Origin of the sequence: Kineococcus sp. G2 (genome assembly GCF_037154035.1) — a bacterium.
Classification (GTDB): domain Bacteria; phylum Actinomycetota; class Actinomycetes; order Actinomycetales; family Kineococcaceae; genus Kineococcus.
In genome coordinates this window covers 17,721-40,922 of record NZ_JBBBEM010000024.1, presented here as the reverse complement: position 1 = coordinate 40,922, position 23,202 = coordinate 17,721, and the positions used below count along the sequence as shown (strand labels likewise).

Below are 23,202 nucleotides of genomic sequence, written 5' to 3'. Positions count from 1 at the left end.
ATGGCGAACCAGCCGGGCGAGCACGTCCTGAAGTTGCACCACCTGCGCCCCGCGCCGGGGTCGCACACCGCCAAGACCCGCGTCGGCCGCGGTGAGGCCAGCAAGGGCAAGACCGCCGGTCGCGGCACCAAGGGCACCAAGGCCCGCTACCAGGTGCCCGAGGCCTTCGAGGGCGGCCAGATGCCCCTGCACATGCGCCTGCCGAAGCTGCGCGGGTTCAAGAACCCGTTCCGCGTCGAGTACCAGGTGGTCAACCTCGACAAGCTGGCCTCCCTCTACCCCGAGGGCGGCGCGGTCACGGTCGAGGACCTGGTCGCCAAGGGCGCCGTCCGCAAGGGCCAGCCCGTCAAGGTGCTGGGCACCGGTGAGGTCACCGTGGCCCTGCAGGTGACCGCGGACAAGTTCTCCACCTCGGCGGCCGAGAAGATCGCGGCCGCCGGCGGGACGACGACCGCCGCCTGAGGCTCCGGCCCCACAGCTCCACCGGTTCCACACCGCACACGGCGGTAGCGGCGAGTGATCGCCCGCTACCGCCGTGTGCGCGTTGTGGGGGACTGTAGGGTGAACGGGGAGACGCGCGCTGTGCGCGCCGACCCGGCAGGTCCTCCGCAAGTCCGTCCACGAAGTCCACCCGCCGCGCCCCGCCGGGCAGCGGTGGCGCAGGAGGTTCACGTGCTCACCGCATTGGCCCGCGCGTTCCGCACGCCGGACCTGCGCCGCAAGCTGCTCTTCACGCTCGGCATCATCGTGCTGGTACGGGTCGGCTCGTTCGTGCCCACGCCCGGCGTCGACTACGGCGCGGTGCAGCAGTGCATCGCGCTGGCCGAGTCCGGGAACGACCTGCTGGGCCTGGTCAACCTCTTCTCCGGCGGCGCGCTGCTGCAGCTGAGCATCTTCGCGCTCGGGATCATGCCGTACATCACGGCGAGCATCATCATCCAGCTGCTCACCGTGGTGATCCCTCGCTTCGAGGCGCTGAAGAAGGAGGGGCAGCAGGGCACCACCAAGCTGACCCAGTACACCCGTTACCTCACGATCGCCCTGGCGATCCTGCAGTCGACGACGTACGTGACGATCGCCCGGGACCCGTCCCGCCTGTTCGGCACCGCCTGCAACGCCGAGGTGGTGCCCGACCAGAGCATCCCGGCCATCGTCCTCATGGTCATGACCATGACCGCCGGCACGGGCCTCATCATGTGGCTCGGCGAGCTCGTCACCGAGCGCGGCGTCGGCAACGGCATGTCCCTGCTGATCTTCACCCAGATCGCCGCCGGGTTCCCCACGTCGTTGTGGGCCATCCAGCGCGAGCGCGGCACCCTCACGTTCCTCGCGGTGCTCCTCATGGGGCTCGTCGTCGTCGCCGCCGTCGTCGCCGTCGAGCAGTCCCAGCGCCGCGTGCCCGTGCAGTACGCCAAGCGGATGATCGGCCGGCGCATGTTCGGCGGCAGCTCCACCTACATCCCGCTCAAGGTCAACATGGCCGGCGTCATCCCGGTCATCTTCGCCTCGTCGCTGCTGTACCTGCCGGCGCTGGTGGGTCAGTTCAGCGATCAGAACGCCGGGTGGGTCGTGTGGATCAACGAGCACCTGGTCACGGGCGACCACCCGATCTACATGATCACCTACTTCCTGCTGATCATCTTCTTCGCGTACTTCTACGTCGCGATCACGTTCAACCCGGACGAGGTCGCCGAGAACATGCGCAAGTACGGCGGCTTCATCCCCGGCGTGCGCGCCGGCCGGCCCACCGCCGAGTACCTCGACTACATCCTCACGCGCATCACCCTGCCCGGCTCGCTCTACCTGGGGCTCGTCTCGCTGCTCCCCCTGATCGCGCTGGTGGCGTTCAACGCCAACTCCAACTTCCCCTTCGGGGGCACGTCGATCCTGATCATCGTCGGGGTCGGGCTCGAGACGGTGAAGCAGATCGAGTCCCAGCTCCAGCAGCGCAACTACGAAGGGTTCTTGCGATGAGTCGTCTCGTCCTCCTCGGTCCCCCCGGTGCCGGCAAGGGCACCCAGGCCAAGCGCCTGTCCGAGCAGCTGGGGATCCCCGCGATCTCCACCGGTGACATCTTCCGGGCCAACGTGGCGCAGCGGACCGAACTGGGCAGGACCGTCCAGGAGTACCTGGACGCCGGCAAGTACGTGCCGGACTCCGTCACCAACGCGATGGTCCGCGACCGCCTCGCGCAGCCGGACGCCGCCGACGGCTTCATCCTCGACGGGTACCCGCGCACCACCGACCAGGTCCGCGAGCTGGACGACATGCTCGCCGGCCTCGGTGCCAAGCTGGACCGCGTCCTCGAGATCACCGCCGACCCCGACGAGCTGGTGCGCCGCCTGACGAAGCGGGCGCAGGTCGAGGGCCGCAGCGACGACACCGAGGAGGTCATCCGCACCCGGCAGGAGGTCTACGCCGAGCAGACCGCCCCCCTGGTGTCCGTGTACTCCGAGCGGGGCCTGCTGCGCAGCGTGAACGGCCTGGGCGAGGTCCCCGAGGTGACCTCGCGCCTGCTGGACGCCCTCGCCTCCGACGCCGGCTGAGGCGGGGGCCTTGTTCGGCCGCGAGCGCGTCGAGATCAAGACGCCCGAGCAGGTCCTGGCCATGCGCAGGGCGGGCCTGCTCACCCACGCCGCCCTGGAGAGCGCCCGGGCGGCCATCCGCCCGGGCGTCACCACCCGTGAGCTGGACGGCATCGCCGCGGAGGTGATCCGCGCCGGCGGGGGCACGTCCAACTTCCTCGGCTACCACGGCTACCCGGCGACCCTGTGCATCTCGGTCAACCACGTCGTGGTGCACGGCATCCCGGGCGAGCAGGTCCTCGCCGAGGGCGACGTCGTCTCCGTCGACGGCGGCGCGATCGTCGACGGCTGGCACGGCGACTCCGCGTTCACCGCGATCGTGGGGGAGCCCACCGACCCGGCGGACGTGGACCTGGTCGAGACCACCCGGAAGGCGCTCTGGGCGGGCATCGCCGCCCTGGACCGCCGCGGGCGCGTCGGTGACGTCGGCGCCGCCGTGGAGGACGCCGTCGGCGGCCGCTTCGGCATCGTCGACGGGTACACCGGCCACGGCATCGGCACGGCCATGCACATGGCGCCGGAGGTGCTCAACCACCGCGCGCGCGAGCGCGGTCCCAAGGTCCGCCCGGGCATGTGCCTGGCCGTGGAGCCGATGTGCACGCGCGGCGGCGTCGAGACCGACGTGCTGGCCGACGAGTGGACCGTGGTCACCTCCGACGGTGCCCGCGCCGCGCACTGGGAGCACACGGTGGCGGTGCTGGAGGAGGGCCTGTGGGTCCTCACCGCCCCCGACGGGGGAGCCTCCGAGCTCGGCCCGCTCGGGGTCTCCGTGCCGCAGGACTGACTGCCGCGCAGCGGGTCCCGGTCGGTGAGCGCCGCCGATTTCGCCCAGGGCGCGCCGTCGACTAAGCTTGACCGTTGGTTCGCCATGCCCACGTCCCGATGCCTCCGGGCCCCGGGCGGAGCGCGGCGGACACCGAACCGTCACTTGATGAAAAGCGGAGGACATGCCGAAGAAGGACGGGGTCATCGAGATCGAGGGCACCGTGATCGAGGCTCTGCCGAACGCGATGTTCCGCGTCGAGCTGAGCAACGGTCACAAGGTGCTCGCCCACATCTCCGGGAAGATGCGGCAGCACTACATCCGCATCCTCCCCGAGGACCGGGTGGTCGTCGAGCTCAGCCCGTACGACCTGTCCCGCGGGCGCATCGTCTACCGCTACAAGTGATTCCCCCACTGGCCGCCGGCCGCGGTCCCGCCACCTCCGTGGTCGGGGTCCGGTCTGCTCGACCGGAGACACGATGAAGGTCAAGCCGAGCGTCAAGAAGATCTGCGACAAGTGCAAGGTGATCCGCCGCCACGGCCGGGTCATGATCATCTGCGACAACCTGCGCCACAAGCAGCGCCAGGGCTGATCGCAGGACCACCGCCGCCGGGCCCCGCAGCCGGCGGCACCCATCGCAGCACCCGCCCGCCCCGCACGCCGGGAGCGGGCGACACCCCCGGTCGGAGGCCGGGGACCCGCCGGACGAGAGCGGGAGCGGTGCTGCGCCAGACCTCCGCGACAGAAGAGGGACCACCCGCATGGCACGTCTCGTCGGCGTCGACCTCCCCCGCGAGAAGCGGCTCGAGATCGCGCTCACGTACATCTACGGCGTCGGGCGCACGCGCGCCAAGGAGACGCTGACCGCTACCGGCGTCAGCCCGGACCTGCGCGTCCGCGACCTCTCGGACGACGACCTGGTCGCCCTGCGCGACCACATCGAGGGCAACTACCGCGTCGAGGGCGACCTCCGCCGCGAGGTGGCGGCCGACATCCGCCGCAAGGTCGAGATCGGCACCTACCAGGGTCTGCGGCACCGCCGCGGCCTGCCCGTCCGCGGGCAGCGCACCAAGACCAACGCCCGCACCCGCAAGGGACCGAAGCGCACCGTGGCCGGCAAGAAGAAGGCCGGTCGCAAGTAAGCAGTGCGCGGCCCTCAGGGTCGCCTCGCGAGCCGTCCACCGGCTCGCCCTCGAACTCAGTCGTCGCAGTCCACCAGGAGTCCGGACACCATGCCTCCCAAGAGCCGCCAGGCCACGGCGACGCGCAAGCCGCGTCGCAAGGAGAAGAAGAACGTCGCGCACGGCCACGCGCACATCAAGAGCACGTTCAACAACACGATCGTCTCGATCACCGACCCCACCGGTGCGGTGATCGCCTGGGCGTCCGCCGGCCAGGTCGGCTTCAAGGGGTCGCGCAAGTCCACCCCGTTCGCCGCCCAGATGGCGGCCGAGGCCGCCGCCCGCCGCGCCCAGGAGCACGGCATGCGCAAGGTCGACGTCTTCGTCAAGGGCCCCGGCTCCGGCCGGGAGACCGCGATCCGCTCCCTCCAGGCCACCGGCCTGGAGGTCGGCGCCATCCAGGACGTCACCCCCAGCCCGCACAACGGCTGCCGGCCCCCCAAGCGCCGGCGCGTCTGACCCGGTGACGACGCCGGCCGCACCCCCCGGCGGGGGAGCGCGGCCGGCGTCCTCCCGACCGGCCCGAGAGGCCGGACCAGCCAGACCAGCCAGACCCCGTCGGTGGACCGATGCTGACGGGCGTGCGGGGCGTCATATGGCGGACGCCCGCGGGAAGGAACCTCCGTGCTGATCGCACAGCGCCCCACCCTCACCGAAGACGTCGTCGGCGAGTACCGCTCGCGCTTCGTCATCGAGCCCCTCGAGCCCGGTTTCGGGTACACCCTGGGCAACTCGCTGCGCCGCACCCTGCTGTCGTCGATCCCGGGCGCGGCCGTGACCAGCCTGCGCATCGACGGTGTGCTCCACGAGTTCACCTCCGTGCCGGGGGTCAAGGAGGACGTCACCGAGATCGTCCTCAACGTCAAGAACCTCGTCGTCTCCTCCGAGCACGACGAGCCCGTCGTGATGTACCTGCGCAAGCAGGGGCCCGGCGCCGTCACGGCCGCCGACATCGCGCCGCCGGCAGGCGTGGAGGTCCACAACCCGGACCTGCACATCGCCACGCTCAACGGCAAGGGCAAGCTCGAGATGGAGCTGACGGTCGAGCGCGGCCGCGGCTACGTCTCGGCCGCCCAGAACAAGTCCGGCGAGCAGGAGATCGGCCGCATCCCGGTCGACTCCATCTACTCGCCCGTGCTGAAGGTGACGTACAAGGTCGAGGCCACCCGCGTCGAGCAGCGGACGGACTTCGACCGCCTCGTCGTGGACGTCGAGACCAAGCACGCCATCACCCCGCGCGACGCCGTCGCCTCCGCCGGCAAGACGCTCGTCGAGCTGTTCGGTCTGGCGCGCGAGCTGAACGTCGAGGCCGAGGGCATCGACATGGGTCCCTCGCCCACCGACGCCGCGCTCGCGGCCGACCTCGCGCTGGAGATCGAGGCGCTGGACCTGACGGTCCGCTCCTACAACTGCCTCAAGCGCGAGGGCATCCACTCCGTCGGCGAACTGGTCTCGCGCAGCGAGGCCGACCTGCTCGACATCCGCAACTTCGGGCAGAAGTCCATCGACGAGGTGAAGGCCAAGCTGGCGGGCATGGGCCTGCACCTCAAGGACTCCCCGCCCGGGTTCGACCCGAGCACCGCCGTCAACGACTTCGAGGAGGACGACTCGTCCTTCGCCGAGGACGAGCAGCTCTGACCGTCCGCTGACCGGCACCCTCCACCCGGGTGTCGGCGACCTTCGAGGAGATCGACAACCATGCCCACCCCCACCAAGGGTCCGCGGCTCGGCGGCGGGCCGGCCCACGAGAAGCTCATCCTCGCCAACCTGGCGACGCAGCTCTTCGACCACCGCAGCATCACCACGACCGAGGCGAAGGCCAAGCGCCTGCGCCCGGTCGCGGAGCGCCTGATCACCTTCGCGAAGAAGGGTGACCTCGCGTCCCGCCGCCACGTGATGAAGACCGTGCGCGACAAGTCCGTCGTGCACTTCCTCTTCACCGAGATCGCCCCGGCCATGGCCGAGCGCGAGGGCGGCTACACCCGCATCGTGAAGATCGGCCCCCGCAAGGGCGACCAGGCCCCCATGGCGGTCATCCAGCTCGTCATGGAGCCGGTCAGCCCGAAGCAGGCCACCGTCCGCGAGGCCGAGCAGGCCGCCGCGAGCGCCGCCGCGGCCTCCGCCGCCGTGGCCGCCGACGCCGAGGCCGGCCAGGCCGCGGCGGAGGAGCCCGTGGAGCCGGGCAGCGTGGACCAGCCCGACACCCTGCCCGAGGGTGACGGCGCCGACACCGGTGCCGAGGTCGACGCCGCCGAGGCCGACCCGAGCGACGAGAGCGCGGAGGGGAAGGCCTGAGCGCCTCCTCCACGCACCGCGACGAGCCCGTCCTCCCCGCTGGGGAGGGCGGGCTCGTCCGCGTCGGCCCGGCCGGTGCCCGGGAGCTGCTGCGGTTGCGCCTCGACCTCGGCTACGACGGCGCGGGTTTCGCCGGGTGGGCCGAGCAGCCGGGGCTGCGCACCGTGCAGGGCGAGCTGACGCGCGCCCTGGGGCGCGTGCTGCGCCTGGAGCCGCCCCCGCGCCTGACGGTCGCCGGCCGCACCGACGCCGGTGTCCACGCCCGCGGGCAGGTCGCGCACGTGGACGTGCCCCGCGCCGCGTGGGAGGCGGCACCGGGCCGTTCCGGTTCCGACCCCGGCGCCGCCCTCGTGCGGCGCCTGGCGGGCGTCCTGCCGGCCGACGTGCGGGTGCACCGCGCCGCCGTCGCCCCGGACGGCTTCGACGCGCGCTTCTCCGCCCTGCGGCGCCGCTACGCCTACCGCGTGAGCGACGACCCCGCCGGTGCACCTCCGCTGCTGCGCTCCCACGTCCTGCACCACCGGCGACCGCTCGACGCGGACGCGATGGACGCCGCCGCCCGCGCGATGGTCGGCCTGCACGACTTCGCCGCCTACTGCCGGCCCCGCGAGGGCGCCACGACCGTGCGCACGCTGCTGGCGCACTCGTGGCGGCGCGAGCGGGAGGGGCCGTACGCGGGGCTGCTGGTGGCCGACGTGCGCGCCGACGCCTTCTGCCACTCGATGGTGCGCGCCCTCGTCGGCGCCGTCCTCGCCGTGGGCGACGGCCGCCGCGGGCCCGACTGGCCGGCGCAGGTGCTGCTGCGCGGGGTGCGCGACCCGGCCGTCGCCGTCGTCGCCCCGCACGGGCTGTGCCTGGAGGAGGTCTCCTACCCGCCCGAGGCGGAGCTGGCCGCGCGCGCCCGCGAGGCGCGCGCCGTGCGTTCGCTGCCCGCCCCGCCGGCCGCCGAGGACCCCCTGCGCCCGCGCTGACCCGCTCCGCCCGCCGCGGTGCGGGCGTGCCGGCGGTGCGCGGGGGCGCCTGCCGGGCGCCGGGGGCGGTGGGGCAGGCTTGCTCCGTGCCCACGCTCGTCCTCGTCCGCCACGCCAAGGCGGACACTCCCCTCGGCCTGCAGGACATCGCCCGCCCCCTCACCGAGCGGGGCCGCGCGGACGCGGCCGCCGCCGGTCGCTGGCTGTCCGAGCACGTCGCCGCCCCCGACCTGCTGGTCACCTCGCCGTCGCGGCGCACGGAGGAGACCACGGCCCGCCTGCTGGACGCCTGGGGCGTCGAGCCGTCGATCGTGGACGAGGAGCGGGTCTACGAGGCTTCCGCGGGGGACCTGCTGCGCCTGGTGCGCGGGCTGGACACCGACCGCCCGGAGTCGGTCGTCGTCCTGGTCGGCCACAACCCGGGCCTGTCCGACCTGCTGGAGGCGCTGACCGGCGAGGTGCAGCAGCTGCGCACCTGCGGCGTCGCGGTGCTCGACGTGGCGGGGGAGTGGGCCGACGCCGACACCACCAGCTGCGCGCTGCGCACCGTGCACACGGCCCGCGCGTGAGCGCGGGCCCCGCCGCCGTGCGGGGACGGGTGGCCGGGGAACGCGTGACCGGGGGACCGGTGGCGGGGGTACCGGCAGCGGAGGAAGCGGCGGCGGGGAAACCGGCGGCGCCGGCCCGGCGCGGCCGGGCAGACTGACCGCCCGTGGGTCACGTCGACGTCCAGGCCGTCAGCCACGAGCTGCCCGACGGCCGCCCCCTGCTGCACGAGGTGACGTTCCGCGTCGCCGACGGCACCACCACCGCGCTGGTGGGTCCCAACGGCACCGGCAAGACGACGCTGCTGCGGCTGGTCGCCGGCGACGAGCCCGTCCAGTCCGGGGCGATCGCCCGCAGCGGCGGCCTGGGGGTCATGCGGCAGTTCGTCGGCTCGGTGCGCGACGCCACCACCGTCGGCGAGCTGCTGGCCTCCGTCGCCCCGGCGCCGCTGCGCGAGGCCGCCGCGACCGTGGACGCCGCCGAGGCGGCGATGCTGGAGACGGACGCCGAGCGCGAGCAGATGCGCTACGCGCAGGCCCTGGCCGACTACGGCGACGCGGGCGGCTACGACGCCGAGGTGGGCTGGGACGAGTGCACCACCGCCGCGCTGGGGGTGGGTTTCGAGGCCTGCCGGCACCGCCTGGTGCGCACCCTCTCGGGCGGGGAGCAGAAGCGGCTGGTGCTGGAGGCGCTGCTGCGCGGGCCCGACGAGGTCCTGCTGCTGGACGAGCCGGACAACTACCTCGACGTGCCGGGCAAGCGCTGGCTGGAGGAGCAGCTGCGGGCCACGGCCAAGTCGGTGCTGCTGGTCAGCCACGACCGCGAGCTGCTGTCCGCCGCCGCCGACCGCATCGTCACGCTCGAGCCCGGCCCGCTGGGCGCCGTGTCGTGGGTGCACGGCGGCTCCTTCGCCACCTACGGCGAGGCGCGCACCGCGCGCGGGGAGCGGCTGGAGGAGCTGCGCCGGCGCTGGGACGAGGAGCGCGTGAAGCTGCGCGCCCTGGTGCTCTCGCTGCGCGAGAAGGCGAAGTTCAACGACGGCGTCGCCTCCCGCTACGCCGCGGCGCAGACGCGGCTGGCGAGGTTCGAGGAGGCCGGGCCGCCGCAGGCGCCACCGGCGGTGCAGGACGTGCGGATGCGCCTGCGCGGCGGCCGCACCGGCAAGCGGGCCGTGGTGTGCGAGGGGCTGGAGCTGACCGGCCTGATGCGGCCCTTCGACGCGGAGCTGCACCTGGGCGACCGGGTGGCGGTCCTCGGCTCCAACGGCTCGGGGAAGTCGCACTTCCTGCGGCTGCTGGCGGCCGGGGGCTCCGACCCCGACCCCGAGCACGCCCCCGTCGACGAGCACCCCGTGGCCGCCGTGCCGCACGCGGGCGCGGTGCGGCTGGGGGCGCGGGTGCGGCCGGGCTGGTTCGCGCAGACGCACGAGCAGCCGGCGCTGGTGGGCCGCACCCTGCTGGACGTGCTGCACCGCGGTACCGCCCACCGCTCCGGCCTGGACCGGGAGGCGGCCGCGCGGGCGCTGGACCGCTACGGGCTGGCGCAGGCCGCCGAGCAGCGCTTCGAGCACCTCTCCGGCGGCCAGCAGGCCCGGCTGCAGATCCTGCTGCTGGAGCTGTCCGGCGCCACGCTGCTGCTGCTGGACGAGCCCACCGACAACCTCGACCTGCACTCGGCCGAGGCGCTGGAGCAGGCGCTCGCCTCCTTCGAGGGCACCGTGGTGGCGGTCACCCACGACCGCTGGTTCGCCCGCGGCTTCGACCGCTTCCTCGTCTTCGGCGCCGACGGGCGGGTCGTCGAGAGCGCCGAGCCGGTGTGGGACGTGGCGCGGGTGGCGCGGGCCCGCTGATCCACCCCGGTGCGGCGCGCAGCCGTTTTGACCCTTCGGCACCGGGGCGGGTAACGTCATTGGTCGTTGTGCCCACGCAGTGCCTGTCCGCCCGGAAACCCCGGAGCAGAAGGCCCCGAGCGCGGGCCCGTTCCGCAATCGTCTCGAGGAGATGGGCAAGCCCCGTGCGCACGTTCACCCCGAAGCCCGGCGACATCGACCGCCGTTGGCTCGTCATCGACGCGGAGGACGTCGTCCTGGGTCGCCTCGCGTCGCAGACGGCCACCCTGCTCCGCGGCAAGCACAAGCCGACCTTCGCGCCGCACGTGGACGGCGGCGACTACGTCGTCATCGTCAACGCCGCCAAGGTGGCCCTGACGGGGTCCAAGCGCGAGCAGAAGATCGCCTACCGCCACTCCGGGTACCCGGGCGGCCTGAAGGCCACGAGCTACGTGGACCTGCTGGAGCAGAGCCCCGAGAAGGCCGTGGAGAAGGCCGTCCGCGGGATGCTGCCGAAGAACTCGCTGGGACGGCAGATGCTGTCCAAGCTCAAGGTCTACGCCGGCCCGGAGCACCCGCACGCGGCGCAGCAGCCGCAGCCCTTCGAGCTGACCCAGGTCGCGCAGTGAGCGCCGCCCCCACTGCGAACTGACTGAGGAGAACCGTGGCCGAGTACACCACCGAGACCGTCGAAGACATCACCGAGTCCGACGAGTTCACCGGCACCTACACCAGCGAGTCCGCGCAGCCGCAGACCGGCGGCAACAGCGTGATCGCCCCCGGCGGGGCCACCGGCCGCCGCAAGGAGGCCATCGCCCGCGTGCGCATCGTCCCCGGCTCGGGCAAGTGGTCGATCAACGGCCGTGAGCTGGAGAGCTACTTCCCGAACAAGGTGCACCAGCAGCTCGTCAACGAGCCGTTCCGGGTCACCGCGCTCGAGGGCTCCTTCGACGTCATCGCCCGCATCCACGGCGGCGGCTCCTCCGGCCAGGCCGGTGCGCTGCGCCTGGGCGTGGCCCGCGCGCTCAACGCGATCGACCTCGAGGCGAACCGCCCGGCGCTGAAGAAGGCCGGGTTCCTGACCCGCGACCCGCGCGCCATCGAGCGCAAGAAGGCCGGTCTGAAGAAGGCCCGCAAGGCGCCGCAGTTCAGCAAGCGCTGATCCGCGCCCGCACCCGCGGGCACGCACAGCTCACACCGCGACGGCCCCGGGGGAGAACCCCGGGGCCGTCGTGGTGTCAGGACGCATTGGACCGAGTGGGGGACGGACGCAGTGGGACGGCTCTTCGGCACCGACGGGGTTCGGGGCCTGGCGAACGTCGACCTGACCGCGGAGACGGCCCTGGGCCTGTCCGTGGCGGCGGCGACGGTGCTCGCCGCACCGGGCGGGGCCGCGCACCCGCGCGCCCTCGTGGGCAGGGACCCGCGCGTGTCCGGGCAGTTCCTGTCCGCGGCGGTCGTGGCGGGGCTCGCCAGCGCCGGCGTGGACGTGCTGGACGTGGGCGTGGTGCCCACCCCCGCGCTGGCCCACCTCGTCGACGTCACCGGCGCCGACTTCGGCGTGATGCTGTCCGCCTCGCACAACCCCATGCCGGACAACGGGCTGAAGATCTTCGCCCGCGGCGGCACGAAGCTGCCCGACGAGGTCGAGGACGCCGTCGAGCGGGAGTTCCGCGCCGGCGGCGGCCGCCGCCCCACCGGTGCGGCCGTGGGGCGGGTGCACTCCGGCCCGGACGTCGAGCAGGACGCCGCCGACACCTACGCCGCGCACCTGCTGTCCACCCTGCCGAACCGGCTGGACGGCCTGCACGTCGTCGTGGACTGCGCCAACGGGGCGGCCAGCGCCATCGCCCCGCGCGTGCTCGCCGAGGCCGGGGCGCGCGTGACCACCCTGTTCGCGCACCCCGACGGGCTGAACATCAACGACGGCTGCGGCTCCACCCACCTGGGCCCCCTCACCGAGGCCGTCCTCGCCCACGGCGCCGACGTCGGCATCGCCCACGACGGCGACGCCGACCGCTGCCTGGCCGTGGACGCGACCGGTCAGGTCGTGGACGGCGACCAGATCCTCGCCGTCCTGGCGCTGGCGATGCGCGAGCGCGGTGAGCTGCACGAGTCCACCCTCGTGGCGACCGTGATGAGCAACCTCGGCCTGCGGCTGGCCATGCAGCGCGAGGGCGTGCGGCTGGTGGAGACCGGCGTCGGGGACCGCTACGTGCTCGAGGCGCTGGGTGCGGGGGGCTGGAGCATCGGCGGTGAGCAGAGCGGCCACGTCGTCCTGCCGGCGCACGCCACCACCGGCGACGGCGTGCTGACGGCCCTGCACCTGCTGGCGCGGGTGGCGGGCACCGGCCGCTCGCTCGCCGACCTCGCGGGCGTCGTGCAGCGCCTGCCGCAGGTCCTCGTCAACGTGCGCGGCGTGGACAAGTCCCGCGCCGGGCAGGACGAGCGGTTGCGCGAGGCCGTCGCAGCGGCCGAGGCCGAGCTGGGCGGGACCGGCCGCGTGCTGCTGCGCCCCAGCGGCACCGAGCCGCTCGTGCGCGTCATGGTCGAGGCCGCGCGCACCGAGCACGCCCAGGAGGTCGCCGACCGCCTGGCGGGCGTGGTGCGCGAGCGCCTGGCGCTCTGACGCCCCGGCGTCCCGCCCGGAAAACTCCTCGCCCGCACCGCGGGTGCCCTGGCTCACTGGTGCCGTGCGCATCGTGGCGACCAGCACCGACGACCCCGCCCGCGCCGCCTGGGCGGCCGAGCACTTCGACGACTGGTACGCCGCGCAGGCCGCCGGGGAGTCCCACGGCCGCGCGGACCCGGCGCTGTGGCAACCGGGGGAGCGGCGCGCCGAGCTCGAGCACGGCACCGTCGACGACCGGATCCACCTGCTGCTGGCGCGCGACGGCGCCGGGACGGCGCTCGGCGCCGCCGAGGTGTGGCTGCCCGTGCACGACAACGCGCACCTGGCGCTCGTCGACGTCGCGGTCGTCCCCGCCCACCGCCGCCGCGGGGTGGGCAGCGCCCTGCTGCGCGCCTGCCTGGACGTGGCCGCGGCGGCCGGGCGCACCCGCGTGCGCTGCACGACCGAGCGGCCGCTGGACGTGGCCGCCGGCGACTGGCCCGGCTCGGCCGCCGCGGCCGCGTGGGGGTTCACGCTCGCCCAGGCCGTCGCCCGCCGCCAGCTGCTGCTGCCGCCGCCCGAGGGGCTGCTGGAGGAGCTGGAGCGCACCGCCGCCCCGCACGCCGCCGGGTACGCGGTGCGGACCTGGGCCGGCCCCGCGCCGCAGGAGCACGTCGACGCGCTCGCGCACCTGGCGTCGCGGATGAGCACCGACGCCCCGCTGGGGGAGCTGAGCACCACCCCGGAGGTGTGGGACGCCGCCCGGGTGCGCGAGGGGGAGGCGCTGCGCAGCGCGCAGGGCAGGCGGTGGTGGACGGCGCTGGCCCTGTCCCCGGGCGGCGAGCCCGTCGGGTACACGGTGCTGGTGAACTCCCGGCACGAGCCGCAGCGGCTGCTGCAGCACGACACCCTCGTGGTGCGCGAGCACCGCGGCCACCGCCTCGGGCTGCTGCTGAAGGTGGCCTGCCTGCGGGCGGCGCTGCGCGACGTGCCGGGCGCCGAGCGGGTCACGACGTGGAACGCCGTCGCCAACGCGCCGATGGTCGCGGTCAACGAGGCGATGGGTTTCCGGGCGGACGAGGTCGTCGAGGAGCTGGAGGCGCCGCTGCCGGCCGTGCAGGCCGCCCTGGACGCCGTCGAGGCCGCGGGTGCCGCGAGCGCCCGCTGAGCGGCCGGTTCAGAGCTTGCGCAACCGCACCTGCTGCACCGCGTGGTCCGGGCCCTTGCGCAGCACGCACGTCGCCCGCCCGCGGGTGGGGCGCACGTTCTCCACGAGGTTGCGCTCGTTGATGTCCGCCCAGATGCGCTGCGCCCGCGCCACGGCCTCCTCGTCGCTGAGGTCCGCGTAGCGGCGGAAGTACGACTGCGGCTGGTTGAACGCGGTGCGCCGCAGCTCCAGGAACCGCGAGACGTACCAGGAGCGCACGTCGTCGGTGCGGGCGTCGACGTAGAGCGAGAAGTCGAAGTAGTCGCTGACGGCCACGCCCTGCGTGCCGTCGGCGCGCACCCGCGCCGGCTGCAGCACGTTCAGGCCCTCCACGATGAGCACGTCGGGCCGGCGCACCACGGCCTCCTCGCCGGGCACGATGTCGTACGTCAGGTGCGAGTACACCGGCGCGCGCACCTCCGCGGCGCCCGACTTCACCGCGGAGACGAACCGCAGCAGCGCCCGGCGGTCGTAGGACTCCGGGAACCCCTTGCGGCCCAGCAGCCCGCGCCGCTCCAGCTCGGCGTTCGGCAGCAGGAACCCGTCGGTGGTCACCAGTTCCACGCGCGGAGTCTCCGGCCAGTGCGAGAGCAGTTCGCGCAGCACGCGCGCGGTGGTGGACTTGCCGACCGCCACGGAACCGGCGACGCCGATGACGAACGGGGTGCGCCGCGCCCGCTCGCCCAGGAACGTGGACGTCGCCGCGTGCAGGCTGCCGGCGGCGCGCTCGTACAGCGTCAGCAGTCGCGACAGCGGCAGGTACACCTCCTCCACCTCGCGCAGGTCGACGCGGTCGCCCAGGCCGCGCAGCCGCGCGACGTCCTGCGCGGTCAGGGTCAGCGGGGTCGCGGCGCGCAGCCGGCTCCACTGGGCGCGGTCCAGCACCACGTACGGGGAGGTGTCGCGGGACGCCTCGCGGGTCTCGTCGCGGGGGGCGTCGGGCGCGACCGGCCGCCTGACCGGCGACGGCGACGTCCCGGGCAGGTGTCCGGCCGTGCTCACCGGCGGCACGGTACCCGCTGCCGGCGCCCCGCCCGCCGCCCGCGCACCCCGGTGCGCGCACGGTGCGTCACCCGCGGGTCGCGCGGGCGCGCCCGTCCGGGTGTCGCGCACAGCACCCGCACACCGTGCTCCCCGCCCGGACCGGCACCGGACCGTACGCTTGCTGACCATGTGCGGCATCGTGGGCTACGTCGGGCGACCCGGGGCACCGGGCGCGGCAGCGGAGGGCGGCGCGGCCGTCGTCCTGGAGGGCCTGCGGCGGCTGGAGTACCGCGGGTACGACTCGGCGGGCATCGCCGTCGTCACCGAGGGCGGCGTGTCCGTGCGCAAGCGCGCAGGCAAGCTCGCCAACCTCGTCGAGCTGCTCGACGCCGACCCGCTGCCGGCGGCGGAGACCGCGATCGGTCACACCCGGTGGGCCACCCACGGCGGCCCCACCGACGCCAACGCCCACCCGCACGTGGACGGCACCGGCCGGGTCGCGGTCATCCACAACGGCATCGTCGAGAACTTCGCGGCGCTGCGCGCGGAGCTGACCGAGGCGGGCGTGGAGTTCACCAGCGAGACCGACACCGAGGTCGTCGCCCACCTGCTGGGCGCCCAGCACCGCCTCACCCCGGACCTGACCGAGGCGATGCGCGCGGTGTGCGCGCGCCTCGAGGGCGCCTTCACCCTGCTGGCCGTGCACGCCGACGCCCCCGGCACCATCGTGGGCGCTCGCCGCAACTCCCCGCTGGTCGTCGGCCTCGGCGAGGGCGCGAACTACCTCGGCTCGGACGTGGCGGCGTTCATCGCGCACACCCGCGAGGCGCTGGAGCTGGGTCAGGACCAGGTCGTCACCATCACCCCCGACGAGGTGCGCGTCGTCGGCTTCGACGGCACGCCCGCGCAGGGCCGCCGCTTCCACGTCGACTGGGACGCCTCCGCCGCGGAGAAGGGCGGCTTCCCCAGCTTCATGGCCAAGGAGATCCACGACCAGCCGCAGGCCATCGCGGACACCCTGCTGGGGCGCACCGACGCCGCCGGCCGCCTGCAGCTGGACGAGATGAAGATCTCCGAGGCGGAGCTGCGCAGCATCGACAAGATCGTCGTCATCGCCTGCGGCACCGCCGCCTACGCCGGGCAGGTCGCCAAGTACGCGATCGAGCACTGGTGCCGCATCCCGGTGGAGGTGGAGCTGGCGCACGAGTTCCGCTACCGCGACCCCGTCGTCTCCGAGCGCACCCTCGTCGTGGCGATCTCGCAGTCCGGCGAGACCATGGACACGATCATGGCGGTGCGGCACGCCCGCGAGCAGGGCGCCAAGGTGCTCGCCATCTGCAACACCAACGGCTCCACCATCCCGCGCGAGTCCGACGCGGCGCTGTACACGCACGCCGGCCCGGAGATCGCGGTGGCCTCCACCAAGGCGTTCCTCGCGCAGATCACCGCCTGCTACCTGCTGGGCCTGTACCTGGCGCAGCTGCGCGGCAACAAGTTCGCCGACGAGGTCGCCGAGGTCCTCGCCCAGCTGCACGAGGTGCCCGGGCAGGTCCGCCAGGTGCTCGACGGCCTGGAGCAGGTGCGCGAGATCGCCCGGTCCATGGCGGACACCCGCTCGGTGCTGTTCCTGGGCCGGCACGTCGGCTACCCGGTCGCGATGGAGGGCGCCCTGAAGCTGAAGGAGCTGGCGTACATCCACGCCGAGGGCTTCGCCGCCGGCGAGCTCAAGCACGGCCCCATCGCCCTCGTCGAACCCGGCCAGCCGGTGTTCGTCGTCGTGCCCAGCCCCCGCGGGCGCGACTCGCTGCACGCCAAGGTCGTCTCCAACATCCAGGAGGTGCGCGCCCGCGGTGCCCGCACCCTCGTCATCGCCGAGGAGGGCGACACCGACGTGGAGCCCTACGCCGACGTCGTCATCCGCGTCCCGCGCACCTCCACGCTGCTGTCCCCGCTGCTGGCCGTGGTGCCGCTGCAGGTGTTCGCGTGCGAGCTCGCCACCGCCAAGGGCCTGGACGTCGACCAGCCCCGCAACCTCGCCAAGTCCGTCACCGTGGAGTGAGCCGGACCCCGCCGCGGGCGGTCCGGACCCCGCGTGGGACCGTGGCCGCCTCGCGGAGGGGGCTTGAGGATGATCGTCGGAGTGGGCATCGACGTGGTCGACGTCGCGCGGTTCGTGCGGCAGCTCCAGCGCACGCCGCGACTGCTGGACCGGCTGTTCGGCGACGGCGAGCGCGGCCTGCCCGCCGAGTCCCTCGCCGCGCGCTTCGCCGCCAAGGAGGCCGTCGCCAAGTCGCTCGGCGCCCCCGTGGGCCTGGTGTGGCGCGACGTGGTCGTCGAGCGCGAGGACGGGCACCGCCCCGAGGTCGTGGTGCGCGGCAGCGCCGAGCGCATCGCCCGCGAGGCGGGTGTGGAGCGCTTCCACCTCTCCCTGTCCCACGACGCCGGCATCGCCACGGCGATGGTCGTGGCCGAGGGGTCCGCCCCGGGCGCCTGACGCCCGCGTGCGCCCCGGCACGTCCCGGGGCCCCGCTGAGCCGGCCGGTGGGCCTCGGCGAGCGCTCCGGTCCCCGCGGTGCCAGGGTCGGCGGGTGATCGAAGCGCACGCCACCGCCGACGTCCGCGCCGCCGAACGCGCCGTGATGGCCACCGTCCCCGAGGGCACCCTCATGCAGCGCGCCGCCACCGCCCTCGACGCCGAGTGCGCCGCCGTGCTGCGCGCCGCCACCGGCCGCGTCACCGGCCGCCGCGTGGTCGTCCTCGCGGGCGCCGGCGACAACGGCGGCGACGCCCTGTTCGCCGCCGCCCGCCTCGCCGGCCGCGGCGCCGGTGTCCTCGTCCTCACCACCGCCGGCACCGCCCACCCCGAGGGCCTGGCCGCCGCCGTGGCCGCCGGCGCGCGCGTGCGCCCCTTCGACGGCGACGGCCCCGCCGCCTGCCGCGCCGCCGACCTCCTCCTCGACGGTGTCGCCGGCATCGGCGGGCGCGGCGGCCTGCGCGAGCCCCTGAGGGAGCTGCCCGCGGCGCTGGCCGGCGCCGGCGAGGACGGCCCCGTCGTCGTCGCCGTCGACCTGCCCAGCGGCCTGGACGCCGACCGCGGCGCCGTCGAGGGCGCCGTGCTGCGCGCCGACGTCACCGTCACCTTCGGCACCGCCAAGCCCGCCCACCTGCTGGCGCCCGCCGCCGCCCGCTGCGGGCGCGTCGTCGTCGCCGACATCGGCGTGCGCGAGGAACTGTCCGCCCCCGCGGTGCGCCGCGTCGAGCCCGCCGACGTCGCCGCCCGCTGGCGCCGCCCCGGCCCCGGCGACGACAAGTACTCCCGCGGTGTCGTCGGCGTCGTCGCCGGCGGCCCCGACTACACCGGCGCCGCCCTGCTGGCCGTGGACGCCGCCGTGCGCGCCGGCGCCGGCATGGTGCGCTACCTCGGCCCCGAGCACCCCGCCGAGCTGGTGCGCCACCACCGCCCCGAGGCCGTCGTCGGCCCCGGCCGGGTGCAGGCGTGGGTGCTGGGGCCCGGCGTGTCCCCGGACGACGACGAGCAGCAGCAGCGGGTGCGCGAGGCGCTCGCCTCCGGCGAGCCGGCCGTCGTGGACGCCGGTGCGCTGGCCGGGGCGCCCCGCGACCTCGGTCCCCAGCACGTGCTCACCCCCCACGCCGGTGAGCTCTCCCGCCTCCTCGGCGCCCTCGGCGAGGACGTGCCCCGCGCCGCCGTGGAGGCCGACCCGCTGCCGCACGCCCGCCGCGCCGCGGCCGCCACCGGCGCCACCGTCCTGCTGAAGGGCTCCGTCACCACCGTCGCCGGTCCCGACGGCAGCGTGCTGACCGCCGCGGCCGCCCCCGCCTGGCTGGCCACCGCCGGGGCGGGCGACGTGCTCGCCGGCGTCCTGGGCGCCGCGCTCGCCTCGCACGCCGCCGAGCTCGCGCAGGACCCGGCGCTCGCCGCCGAGGTCGCCGCCGACGCCGCCGTCCTGCACGGCTGGGCCGCCACCCTGGCCAGCGCCGGAGGCCCGATGAGCGCCCTGGACGTCGCCGAGGCGGTGCCGGCGGCGCTGACGTCGCTGCCCGGCTGGTGAGGGGTGCGCGGGCCGGGTCCGGGGTGGCCGTCGGGCGAGGTCCCGCCGCCGTGGTGGGGGAGGGGAGGTCGGGGGCGGCGGGTACCGTCGGAGCGTGGGCTCACCCGTGGACGAGGCCGTGGACCCGGCCGCCGCACCCGCTCGCCGCACCCCGCCCGAGCCGTCGCCGGGGCTGCCGGCGGAGGCCGTCGTCGACCTCGACGCGATCGCCGGCAACGCCGCCGTCCTGCGCGAGCGGCTCGGCACCGCGCAGCTCATGGCCGTGGTGAAGGCCGACGGGTACGGGCACGGCGCCGTGCCCGCCGCCCGCGCCGCCCTGGCCGGCGGGGCGAGCTGGCTGGGCGTGGCGCACGTGCACGAGGCGCTCGCGCTGCGCCGGGCGGGCATCACCGCGCCGGTGCTGGCGTGGCTGCTCACGCCCGGGCTGGACCTGGCCGCCGCCGTCGCCGCCGACGTGGACCTGTCGGTGGCCGCCCCCTGGGCGCTGGCGGAGGTGGTGGCCGCGGCCCGCGCCACCGGGCGCACCGCGTCGATCCACCTGGAGCTGGACACCGGCATGTCCCGCGGCGGCGCCTCCCCGCAGCGGTGGGCGGACCTGCTGGACGCCGTCGCCGGCCACGTCGCCGAGGGGTCGGTGCGGGTGCGCGGCACGTGGGCGCACTTCGCCTCCGCCGACGCGCCCGGCGACCCCTCCGTGGACGCGCAGCTCGACGTCTTCGCCGCCGCCGTCGCCACCGCCCGAGCCCGCGGCGTCGACCCCGGCCTGCTGCACCACGCGAACTCCCCGGCCGCGCTGCTCGTGCCGCGCGCGCGCCTGGACCTGGCCCGCTGCGGCATCGCCCTGTACGGGCTCAGCCCGGCGCCGGCCGCGGCGCCCGCCGCGCGGCTGGGCCTGGTGCCGGCGATGACGCTGACGGCGCGGCTGGCGCACGTGCGCCCCGTGCCCGCCGGGGTGGGCGTCTCCTACGGCCTCACCCACGTCGTGCCCCGCGCGACCACCCTGGGCCTGGTGCCCGTCGGGTACGGCGACGGGCTGCCGCGGCACGCCTCCACGGTCCCCGGCCCGGCGGCCGCGGTGCTCGTCGGCGGGCGCCGCCGGCCGGTGCTGGGGCGGGTGTGCATGGACCAGGTGGTCGTCGACCTCGGTGGTGACGAACCGGCGCCGGGGGCGCCGGTGGTGCTCTTCGGCGCCGGGCAGGCGGCGGGGCGGCCGGAGGAGCCGACCGCGCAGGACTGGGCGGAGGCCGCCGGCACGATCGCCTACGAGGTCGTCACCCGCATCGGGCCGCGCGTGCCGCGCCGCTGGACGGGGGCCGCGGCGTGAGGGCGGCCGTCGCCCCCCGGCTGCGGCGGCGCCCCGGCGCCGCCCGGGAGGAGCTGCAACCCCTGCACGGGGAACCGGTCGAGGTGGACACCGACGACGGCGCGCGCCTGCACGTCGAGGTCGACCCCTGCGGTGCCGCCCCGGCCGGTGCGCCCACCGTCGTCCTGCTGCACGGCTACGGGCTGTGCGCCGACTCCTGGCACTTCCAGCGCGTGGCGCTGCGCGACCGGTACCGCCTCGTGCTGCCCGAGCACCGCGGGCACGGCCGCTCCACCCGCGGCCCCGGCGGGCCCGTGGGGGTGGCGCGGCTGGCGGACGACCTCGGGCAGGTGCTGGACGCGGTGGCCCCCACCGGTCCGCTGGTGCTCGTGGGGCACTCCCTGGGCGGCATGACGATCATGGAGCTGGCGGTGCGCCGGCCCGACCTGCTGGAGCGCGTGCGCGGCGTCGGCCTGGTCGCCACCAGCTCCGGCGGGCTGGCCGCGTTCGACCACGGGCTGCCGCTGCTGGGCCGGCACCTGGTGCGCTGGGCCGAGCAGGCGCTGCAGCGCACCGCCGAGCGCGCCGACGTGCTCGAGCGCAGCCGCCGGCGGGCCGCGGAGGTGGAGCAGCGGCTGGTGTCGCACTGGTCGTTCGCCTCGCCGGTGTCCCCGGAGGTGGAGCGGCTCGCCGCCCGCATGATGGCCGCCACCCCCGTGGAGACCATCGCGGACCTGCTGCCGGCGTTCGGCACCCTCGACGAGAGCGAGGCGCTGACCGCGCTGGCCGGGCGGGCGGTGCAGGTGATCGCCGCCGAGCGCGACCTCATGACGCCCGCCGCCCACGGGCGCACCATCGCCGACGCGGTGCCCGGCGCCGAGCACGTGCTGGTGCGCCAGGCCGGGCACCTGGTGATGCTGGAGCACCCCGCGGTGGTCACCGCCCGCCTGGAGCGGCTGCTGGCGCGCGCCGCCGGTGCCGCCGCCCCCGTCGGCGACGAGGTGGTCCTGCCGGTGGCCGCCCGCTCCCGCACCCGGCGGGGCCGGCGGTGAGCGCGCTGGAGCTGCAGCTGGCCACCGCCGAGGCCACCGGGGAGTTCGGCCGGCGCCTGGGCGCGCTGCTGCGCGCCGGGGACCTCGTGGTCCTCTCCGGTGACGTGGGCGCGGGCAAGACGACGATGACCCGCGGGCTCGCCGACGGGCTGGGGGTGCGTGGTCCGGTCACCTCCCCGACGTTCGTGATCGCCCGGGTGCACCCCTCCCTGCGCGGCGGCCCACCGCTGGTGCACGTGGACGCCTACCGGGTCGGTTCCCTGGCGGAGGTCGACGACCTGGACCTGGACGCCGACGCCGAGGAGGCCGTCACCGTCGTGGAGTGGGGCGCGGGGCTGGTGGAGGACCTCGCCGGGCAGCGCCTGGAGGTGCACCTGGAGCGCCCGCACGGCGCCGCACCGGTGGGGGAGTCCGGGGAGGTGCCGGTGGAGCCGCGCACCGCGCGCGTGCTCGCGCACGGCGAGCGGTGGGCGGGCGTGGACCTGGCCGCCGCGCTGGGCGGGGCGTGAGGGGCGTACCGGAGCGGGACCTGCTCGAGCGCGACGAGCGGGCCCGGCCGTGGAGCGAGCGGGTGCCGGGGGCGCGCGCCGGGGTGGTCGTCGTGCACGGCTTCACCAGCACCCCGCAGAGCGTGCACGGCTGGGCGCGGGCGTTCGCCGACGCCGGGTGCAGCGTGGACGTGCCGCTGCTGCCCGGTCACGGGCGCACCGTGGCGGCGTGCAACGCCTCCACCTGGCCGCAGTGGCTGGCGGAGGTGGTGGCGGCGCTGCGCCGGCTGCGCGAGCACCACGACGTCGTCGTGGTCGCGGGCATCTCCCTGGGCGGAGCCCTGGCCCTGCGGGCGGCGCAGCTGCACCCGGAGCTGGTCGACGGCCTGGTGCTGGCCAACCCCGCGACGGGGCTGACCCGGCCGCTGGAGCTGGCGGTGGAGGTCCTCGGCCGTGTGCGCGCCACCCGCCCCGCCATCGCCGGCGACATCGCCGCCCCCGGCGTGGTGGAGCTGGCGTACGAGCGCACCCCGCTGCGGGCGCTGCGCTCGCAGGCGGCCCTGTGGCGCCACGTGCGCCGCGACCTGCCGCTGGTGCGGCAGCCGGTGCTGCTGCTGCGCAGCGCGGTGGACCACGTCCTGCCGCCGAGCTCCAGCGCCCGCGTCCTGGCCTCGGTGTCCTCCGCGGACGTCACCGAGGTCGTCCACCGCGACAGCTTCCACGTGCTGACGCTGGACCGCGACGCGCCCGCCGCGTTCGCCGAGTCGGTCGCGTTCGTGCGCCGGCTCGCGGACGGCCTCACACCCGGCCCACCGGGTCCCGCAGGCGCTCCAGCCAGCTGACGACCGCGCCGGCGAACTCGGGCGGTGGCGTCCCCGGCACGGAGGCCAGGGCCCGCTCCCACGACACCGCCCGGGTGATCGCCCCCAGGTGGGCGGCGAGGTCGGCGGCGCGGCGCAGCCGCCGCGGGTCGCCGGCCCAGCCCGCCAGGTAGGCGGCGTGGTCCGCCGCGGCGCGCTCGGGACGCAGGCCGACGCGCAGGCTCGTGAAGGGGTGCCCCACGCAGGCGTCACCCCAGTCGAACGGCCGCAGCCCGGCCGCGAGCACGTTGCCGTCGTGCAGGTCGTCGTGCTGCGCGGTGGGGGCGGGGCCGAGCTCGTCCAGCTCCGCGGCTTCGTCGGCGACGAGCGGCAGCAGGTCGCGCAGGTGCGGGGCCCGTCGCCGCACCAGCTCGGCGGCGATCCCCGGCAGGGCGCGCGGGCGCGCGTCGGGCACGCCGAGGGCGAGCAGTTCGCCGGCGTGCGCGGTGGCGGCCCG

General features: G+C 75.6%; 26 protein-coding genes. 24 read left to right on the top strand and 2 right to left on the bottom strand.

Annotated features, from left to right (window positions below; translation table 11 throughout):
* The 17 genes from rplO (at position 1) to V9U69_RS05375 (ending at position 13,949) form a co-directional block, all read left to right on the top strand.
* On the top strand, positions 1-462 hold the full coding sequence (gene rplO, locus V9U69_RS05455) for a 50S ribosomal protein L15 (protein WP_442907611.1): 462 nt from the start codon (positions 1-3) through the stop codon (positions 460-462).
* A gap of 210 nt (positions 463-672) precedes the next feature.
* Positions 673-1,974, top strand: coding sequence for a preprotein translocase subunit SecY (gene secY / locus V9U69_RS05450; RefSeq protein WP_337060291.1), 1,302 nt, complete (start codon positions 673-675; stop codon positions 1,972-1,974).
* Complete coding sequence (locus V9U69_RS05445) at positions 1,971-2,546, top strand: adenylate kinase (RefSeq protein ID WP_337060290.1); 576 nt, start codon at positions 1,971-1,973, stop codon at positions 2,544-2,546. The genes secY and V9U69_RS05445 overlap by 4 nt, the downstream gene beginning before the upstream one ends.
* A gap of 10 nt (positions 2,547-2,556) precedes the next feature.
* Positions 2,557-3,369, top strand: a complete 813-nt coding sequence (map, locus tag V9U69_RS05440; protein WP_337060289.1) for a type I methionyl aminopeptidase — start codon at positions 2,557-2,559, stop codon at positions 3,367-3,369.
* A 163-nt stretch (positions 3,370-3,532) separates the two neighbouring features.
* Positions 3,533-3,754, top strand: a complete 222-nt coding sequence (infA, locus tag V9U69_RS05435) for a translation initiation factor IF-1 (RefSeq protein ID WP_012084955.1) — start codon at positions 3,533-3,535, stop codon at positions 3,752-3,754.
* 73 nt (positions 3,755-3,827) lie between these two features.
* The gene (gene rpmJ / locus V9U69_RS05430; protein ID WP_106209588.1) at positions 3,828-3,941 is read left to right on the top strand and encodes a 50S ribosomal protein L36; all 114 of its coding nucleotides are present in this window, start codon (positions 3,828-3,830) and stop codon (positions 3,939-3,941) included.
* Positions 3,942-4,110: 169 nt separating this feature from the next.
* Positions 4,111-4,491 carry a 30S ribosomal protein S13 gene (gene rpsM, locus V9U69_RS05425; protein WP_337060288.1) on the top strand — a complete coding sequence of 127 codons (381 nt, stop codon included), beginning with the start codon at positions 4,111-4,113 and terminating at the stop codon, positions 4,489-4,491.
* A gap of 90 nt (positions 4,492-4,581) precedes the next feature.
* Positions 4,582-4,989: a 30S ribosomal protein S11 gene (rpsK, locus tag V9U69_RS05420; RefSeq protein ID WP_106209584.1), complete on the top strand. Its 408-nt coding sequence runs from the start codon at positions 4,582-4,584 to the stop codon at positions 4,987-4,989.
* Between the two features lie 165 nt (positions 4,990-5,154).
* The gene (locus V9U69_RS05415; RefSeq protein WP_337060287.1) at positions 5,155-6,168 is read left to right on the top strand and encodes a DNA-directed RNA polymerase subunit alpha; all 1,014 of its coding nucleotides are present in this window, start codon (positions 5,155-5,157) and stop codon (positions 6,166-6,168) included.
* A gap of 60 nt (positions 6,169-6,228) precedes the next feature.
* Positions 6,229-6,825 (top strand): 50S ribosomal protein L17, encoded by a 597-nt coding sequence (gene rplQ, locus V9U69_RS19295; protein ID WP_442907609.1) that lies wholly within the window; start codon positions 6,229-6,231, stop codon positions 6,823-6,825.
* An 86-nt stretch (positions 6,826-6,911) separates the two neighbouring features.
* A complete protein-coding gene (locus tag V9U69_RS05405; RefSeq protein ID WP_442907615.1) occupies positions 6,912-7,796 on the top strand; it encodes a tRNA pseudouridine synthase A in 885 nt (294 codons plus the stop codon).
* Positions 7,797-7,882: 86 nt separating this feature from the next.
* Entirely contained in the window at positions 7,883-8,365 is a 483-nt protein-coding gene (locus tag V9U69_RS05400; protein ID WP_337060285.1) for a SixA phosphatase family protein, read from the top strand.
* A gap of 143 nt (positions 8,366-8,508) precedes the next feature.
* On the top strand, positions 8,509-10,191 hold the full coding sequence (locus V9U69_RS05395; protein ID WP_337060284.1) for an ABC-F family ATP-binding cassette domain-containing protein: 1,683 nt from the start codon (positions 8,509-8,511) through the stop codon (positions 10,189-10,191).
* Between the two features lie 164 nt (positions 10,192-10,355).
* A complete protein-coding gene (gene rplM, locus V9U69_RS05390; protein WP_337060283.1) occupies positions 10,356-10,799 on the top strand; it encodes a 50S ribosomal protein L13 in 444 nt (147 codons plus the stop codon).
* A gap of 35 nt (positions 10,800-10,834) precedes the next feature.
* A complete protein-coding gene (gene rpsI / locus V9U69_RS05385) occupies positions 10,835-11,332 on the top strand; it encodes a 30S ribosomal protein S9 (RefSeq protein WP_442907608.1) in 498 nt (165 codons plus the stop codon).
* Between the two features lie 111 nt (positions 11,333-11,443).
* The gene (glmM, locus tag V9U69_RS05380; RefSeq protein WP_337060282.1) at positions 11,444-12,799 is read left to right on the top strand and encodes a phosphoglucosamine mutase; all 1,356 of its coding nucleotides are present in this window, start codon (positions 11,444-11,446) and stop codon (positions 12,797-12,799) included.
* A 73-nt stretch (positions 12,800-12,872) separates the two neighbouring features.
* Complete coding sequence (locus V9U69_RS05375; RefSeq protein ID WP_337060281.1) at positions 12,873-13,949, top strand: GNAT family N-acetyltransferase; 1,077 nt, start codon at positions 12,873-12,875, stop codon at positions 13,947-13,949.
* A gap of 9 nt (positions 13,950-13,958) precedes the next feature.
* On the opposite strand, the gene coaA is transcribed toward V9U69_RS05375, so the two are convergent.
* Entirely contained in the window at positions 13,959-14,990 is a 1,032-nt protein-coding gene (coaA, locus tag V9U69_RS05370) for a type I pantothenate kinase (protein ID WP_337060280.1), read from the bottom strand.
* A gap of 169 nt (positions 14,991-15,159) precedes the next feature.
* Here coaA and glmS point away from each other — a divergent pair, with 169 nt between their 5' ends.
* The 7 genes from glmS (at position 15,160) to V9U69_RS05335 (ending at position 22,727) form a co-directional block, all read left to right on the top strand.
* On the top strand, positions 15,160-17,031 hold the full coding sequence (gene glmS / locus V9U69_RS05365; protein ID WP_337060279.1) for a glutamine--fructose-6-phosphate transaminase (isomerizing): 1,872 nt from the start codon (positions 15,160-15,162) through the stop codon (positions 17,029-17,031).
* A gap of 69 nt (positions 17,032-17,100) precedes the next feature.
* Complete coding sequence (locus V9U69_RS05360; protein WP_337060278.1) at positions 17,101-17,466, top strand: holo-ACP synthase; 366 nt, start codon at positions 17,101-17,103, stop codon at positions 17,464-17,466.
* A 94-nt stretch (positions 17,467-17,560) separates the two neighbouring features.
* Positions 17,561-19,042, top strand: a complete 1,482-nt coding sequence (locus V9U69_RS05355) for an NAD(P)H-hydrate epimerase (protein WP_337060277.1) — start codon at positions 17,561-17,563, stop codon at positions 19,040-19,042.
* 172 nt (positions 19,043-19,214) lie between these two features.
* Positions 19,215-20,366 (top strand): alanine racemase, encoded by a 1,152-nt coding sequence (gene alr, locus V9U69_RS05350; RefSeq protein ID WP_442907614.1) that lies wholly within the window; start codon positions 19,215-19,217, stop codon positions 20,364-20,366.
* Complete coding sequence (locus V9U69_RS05345; protein WP_337060275.1) at positions 20,363-21,397, top strand: alpha/beta fold hydrolase; 1,035 nt, start codon at positions 20,363-20,365, stop codon at positions 21,395-21,397. The genes alr and V9U69_RS05345 overlap by 4 nt, the downstream gene beginning before the upstream one ends.
* On the top strand, positions 21,394-21,906 hold the full coding sequence (gene tsaE, locus V9U69_RS05340) for a tRNA (adenosine(37)-N6)-threonylcarbamoyltransferase complex ATPase subunit type 1 TsaE (protein ID WP_337060274.1): 513 nt from the start codon (positions 21,394-21,396) through the stop codon (positions 21,904-21,906). The genes V9U69_RS05345 and tsaE overlap by 4 nt, the downstream gene beginning before the upstream one ends.
* Positions 21,903-22,727, top strand: a complete 825-nt coding sequence (locus V9U69_RS05335) for an alpha/beta hydrolase (RefSeq protein ID WP_337060273.1) — start codon at positions 21,903-21,905, stop codon at positions 22,725-22,727. Before tsaE ends, V9U69_RS05335 begins: the two co-directional genes overlap by 4 nt.
* On the opposite strand, the gene V9U69_RS05330 is transcribed toward V9U69_RS05335, so the two are convergent.
* Complete coding sequence (locus V9U69_RS05330) at positions 22,684-23,160, bottom strand: phosphotransferase (RefSeq protein WP_337060272.1); 477 nt, start codon at positions 23,158-23,160, stop codon at positions 22,684-22,686. The genes V9U69_RS05335 and V9U69_RS05330 overlap by 44 nt on opposite strands.
* Between the last annotated feature and the right edge of the window lie 42 nt (positions 23,161-23,202).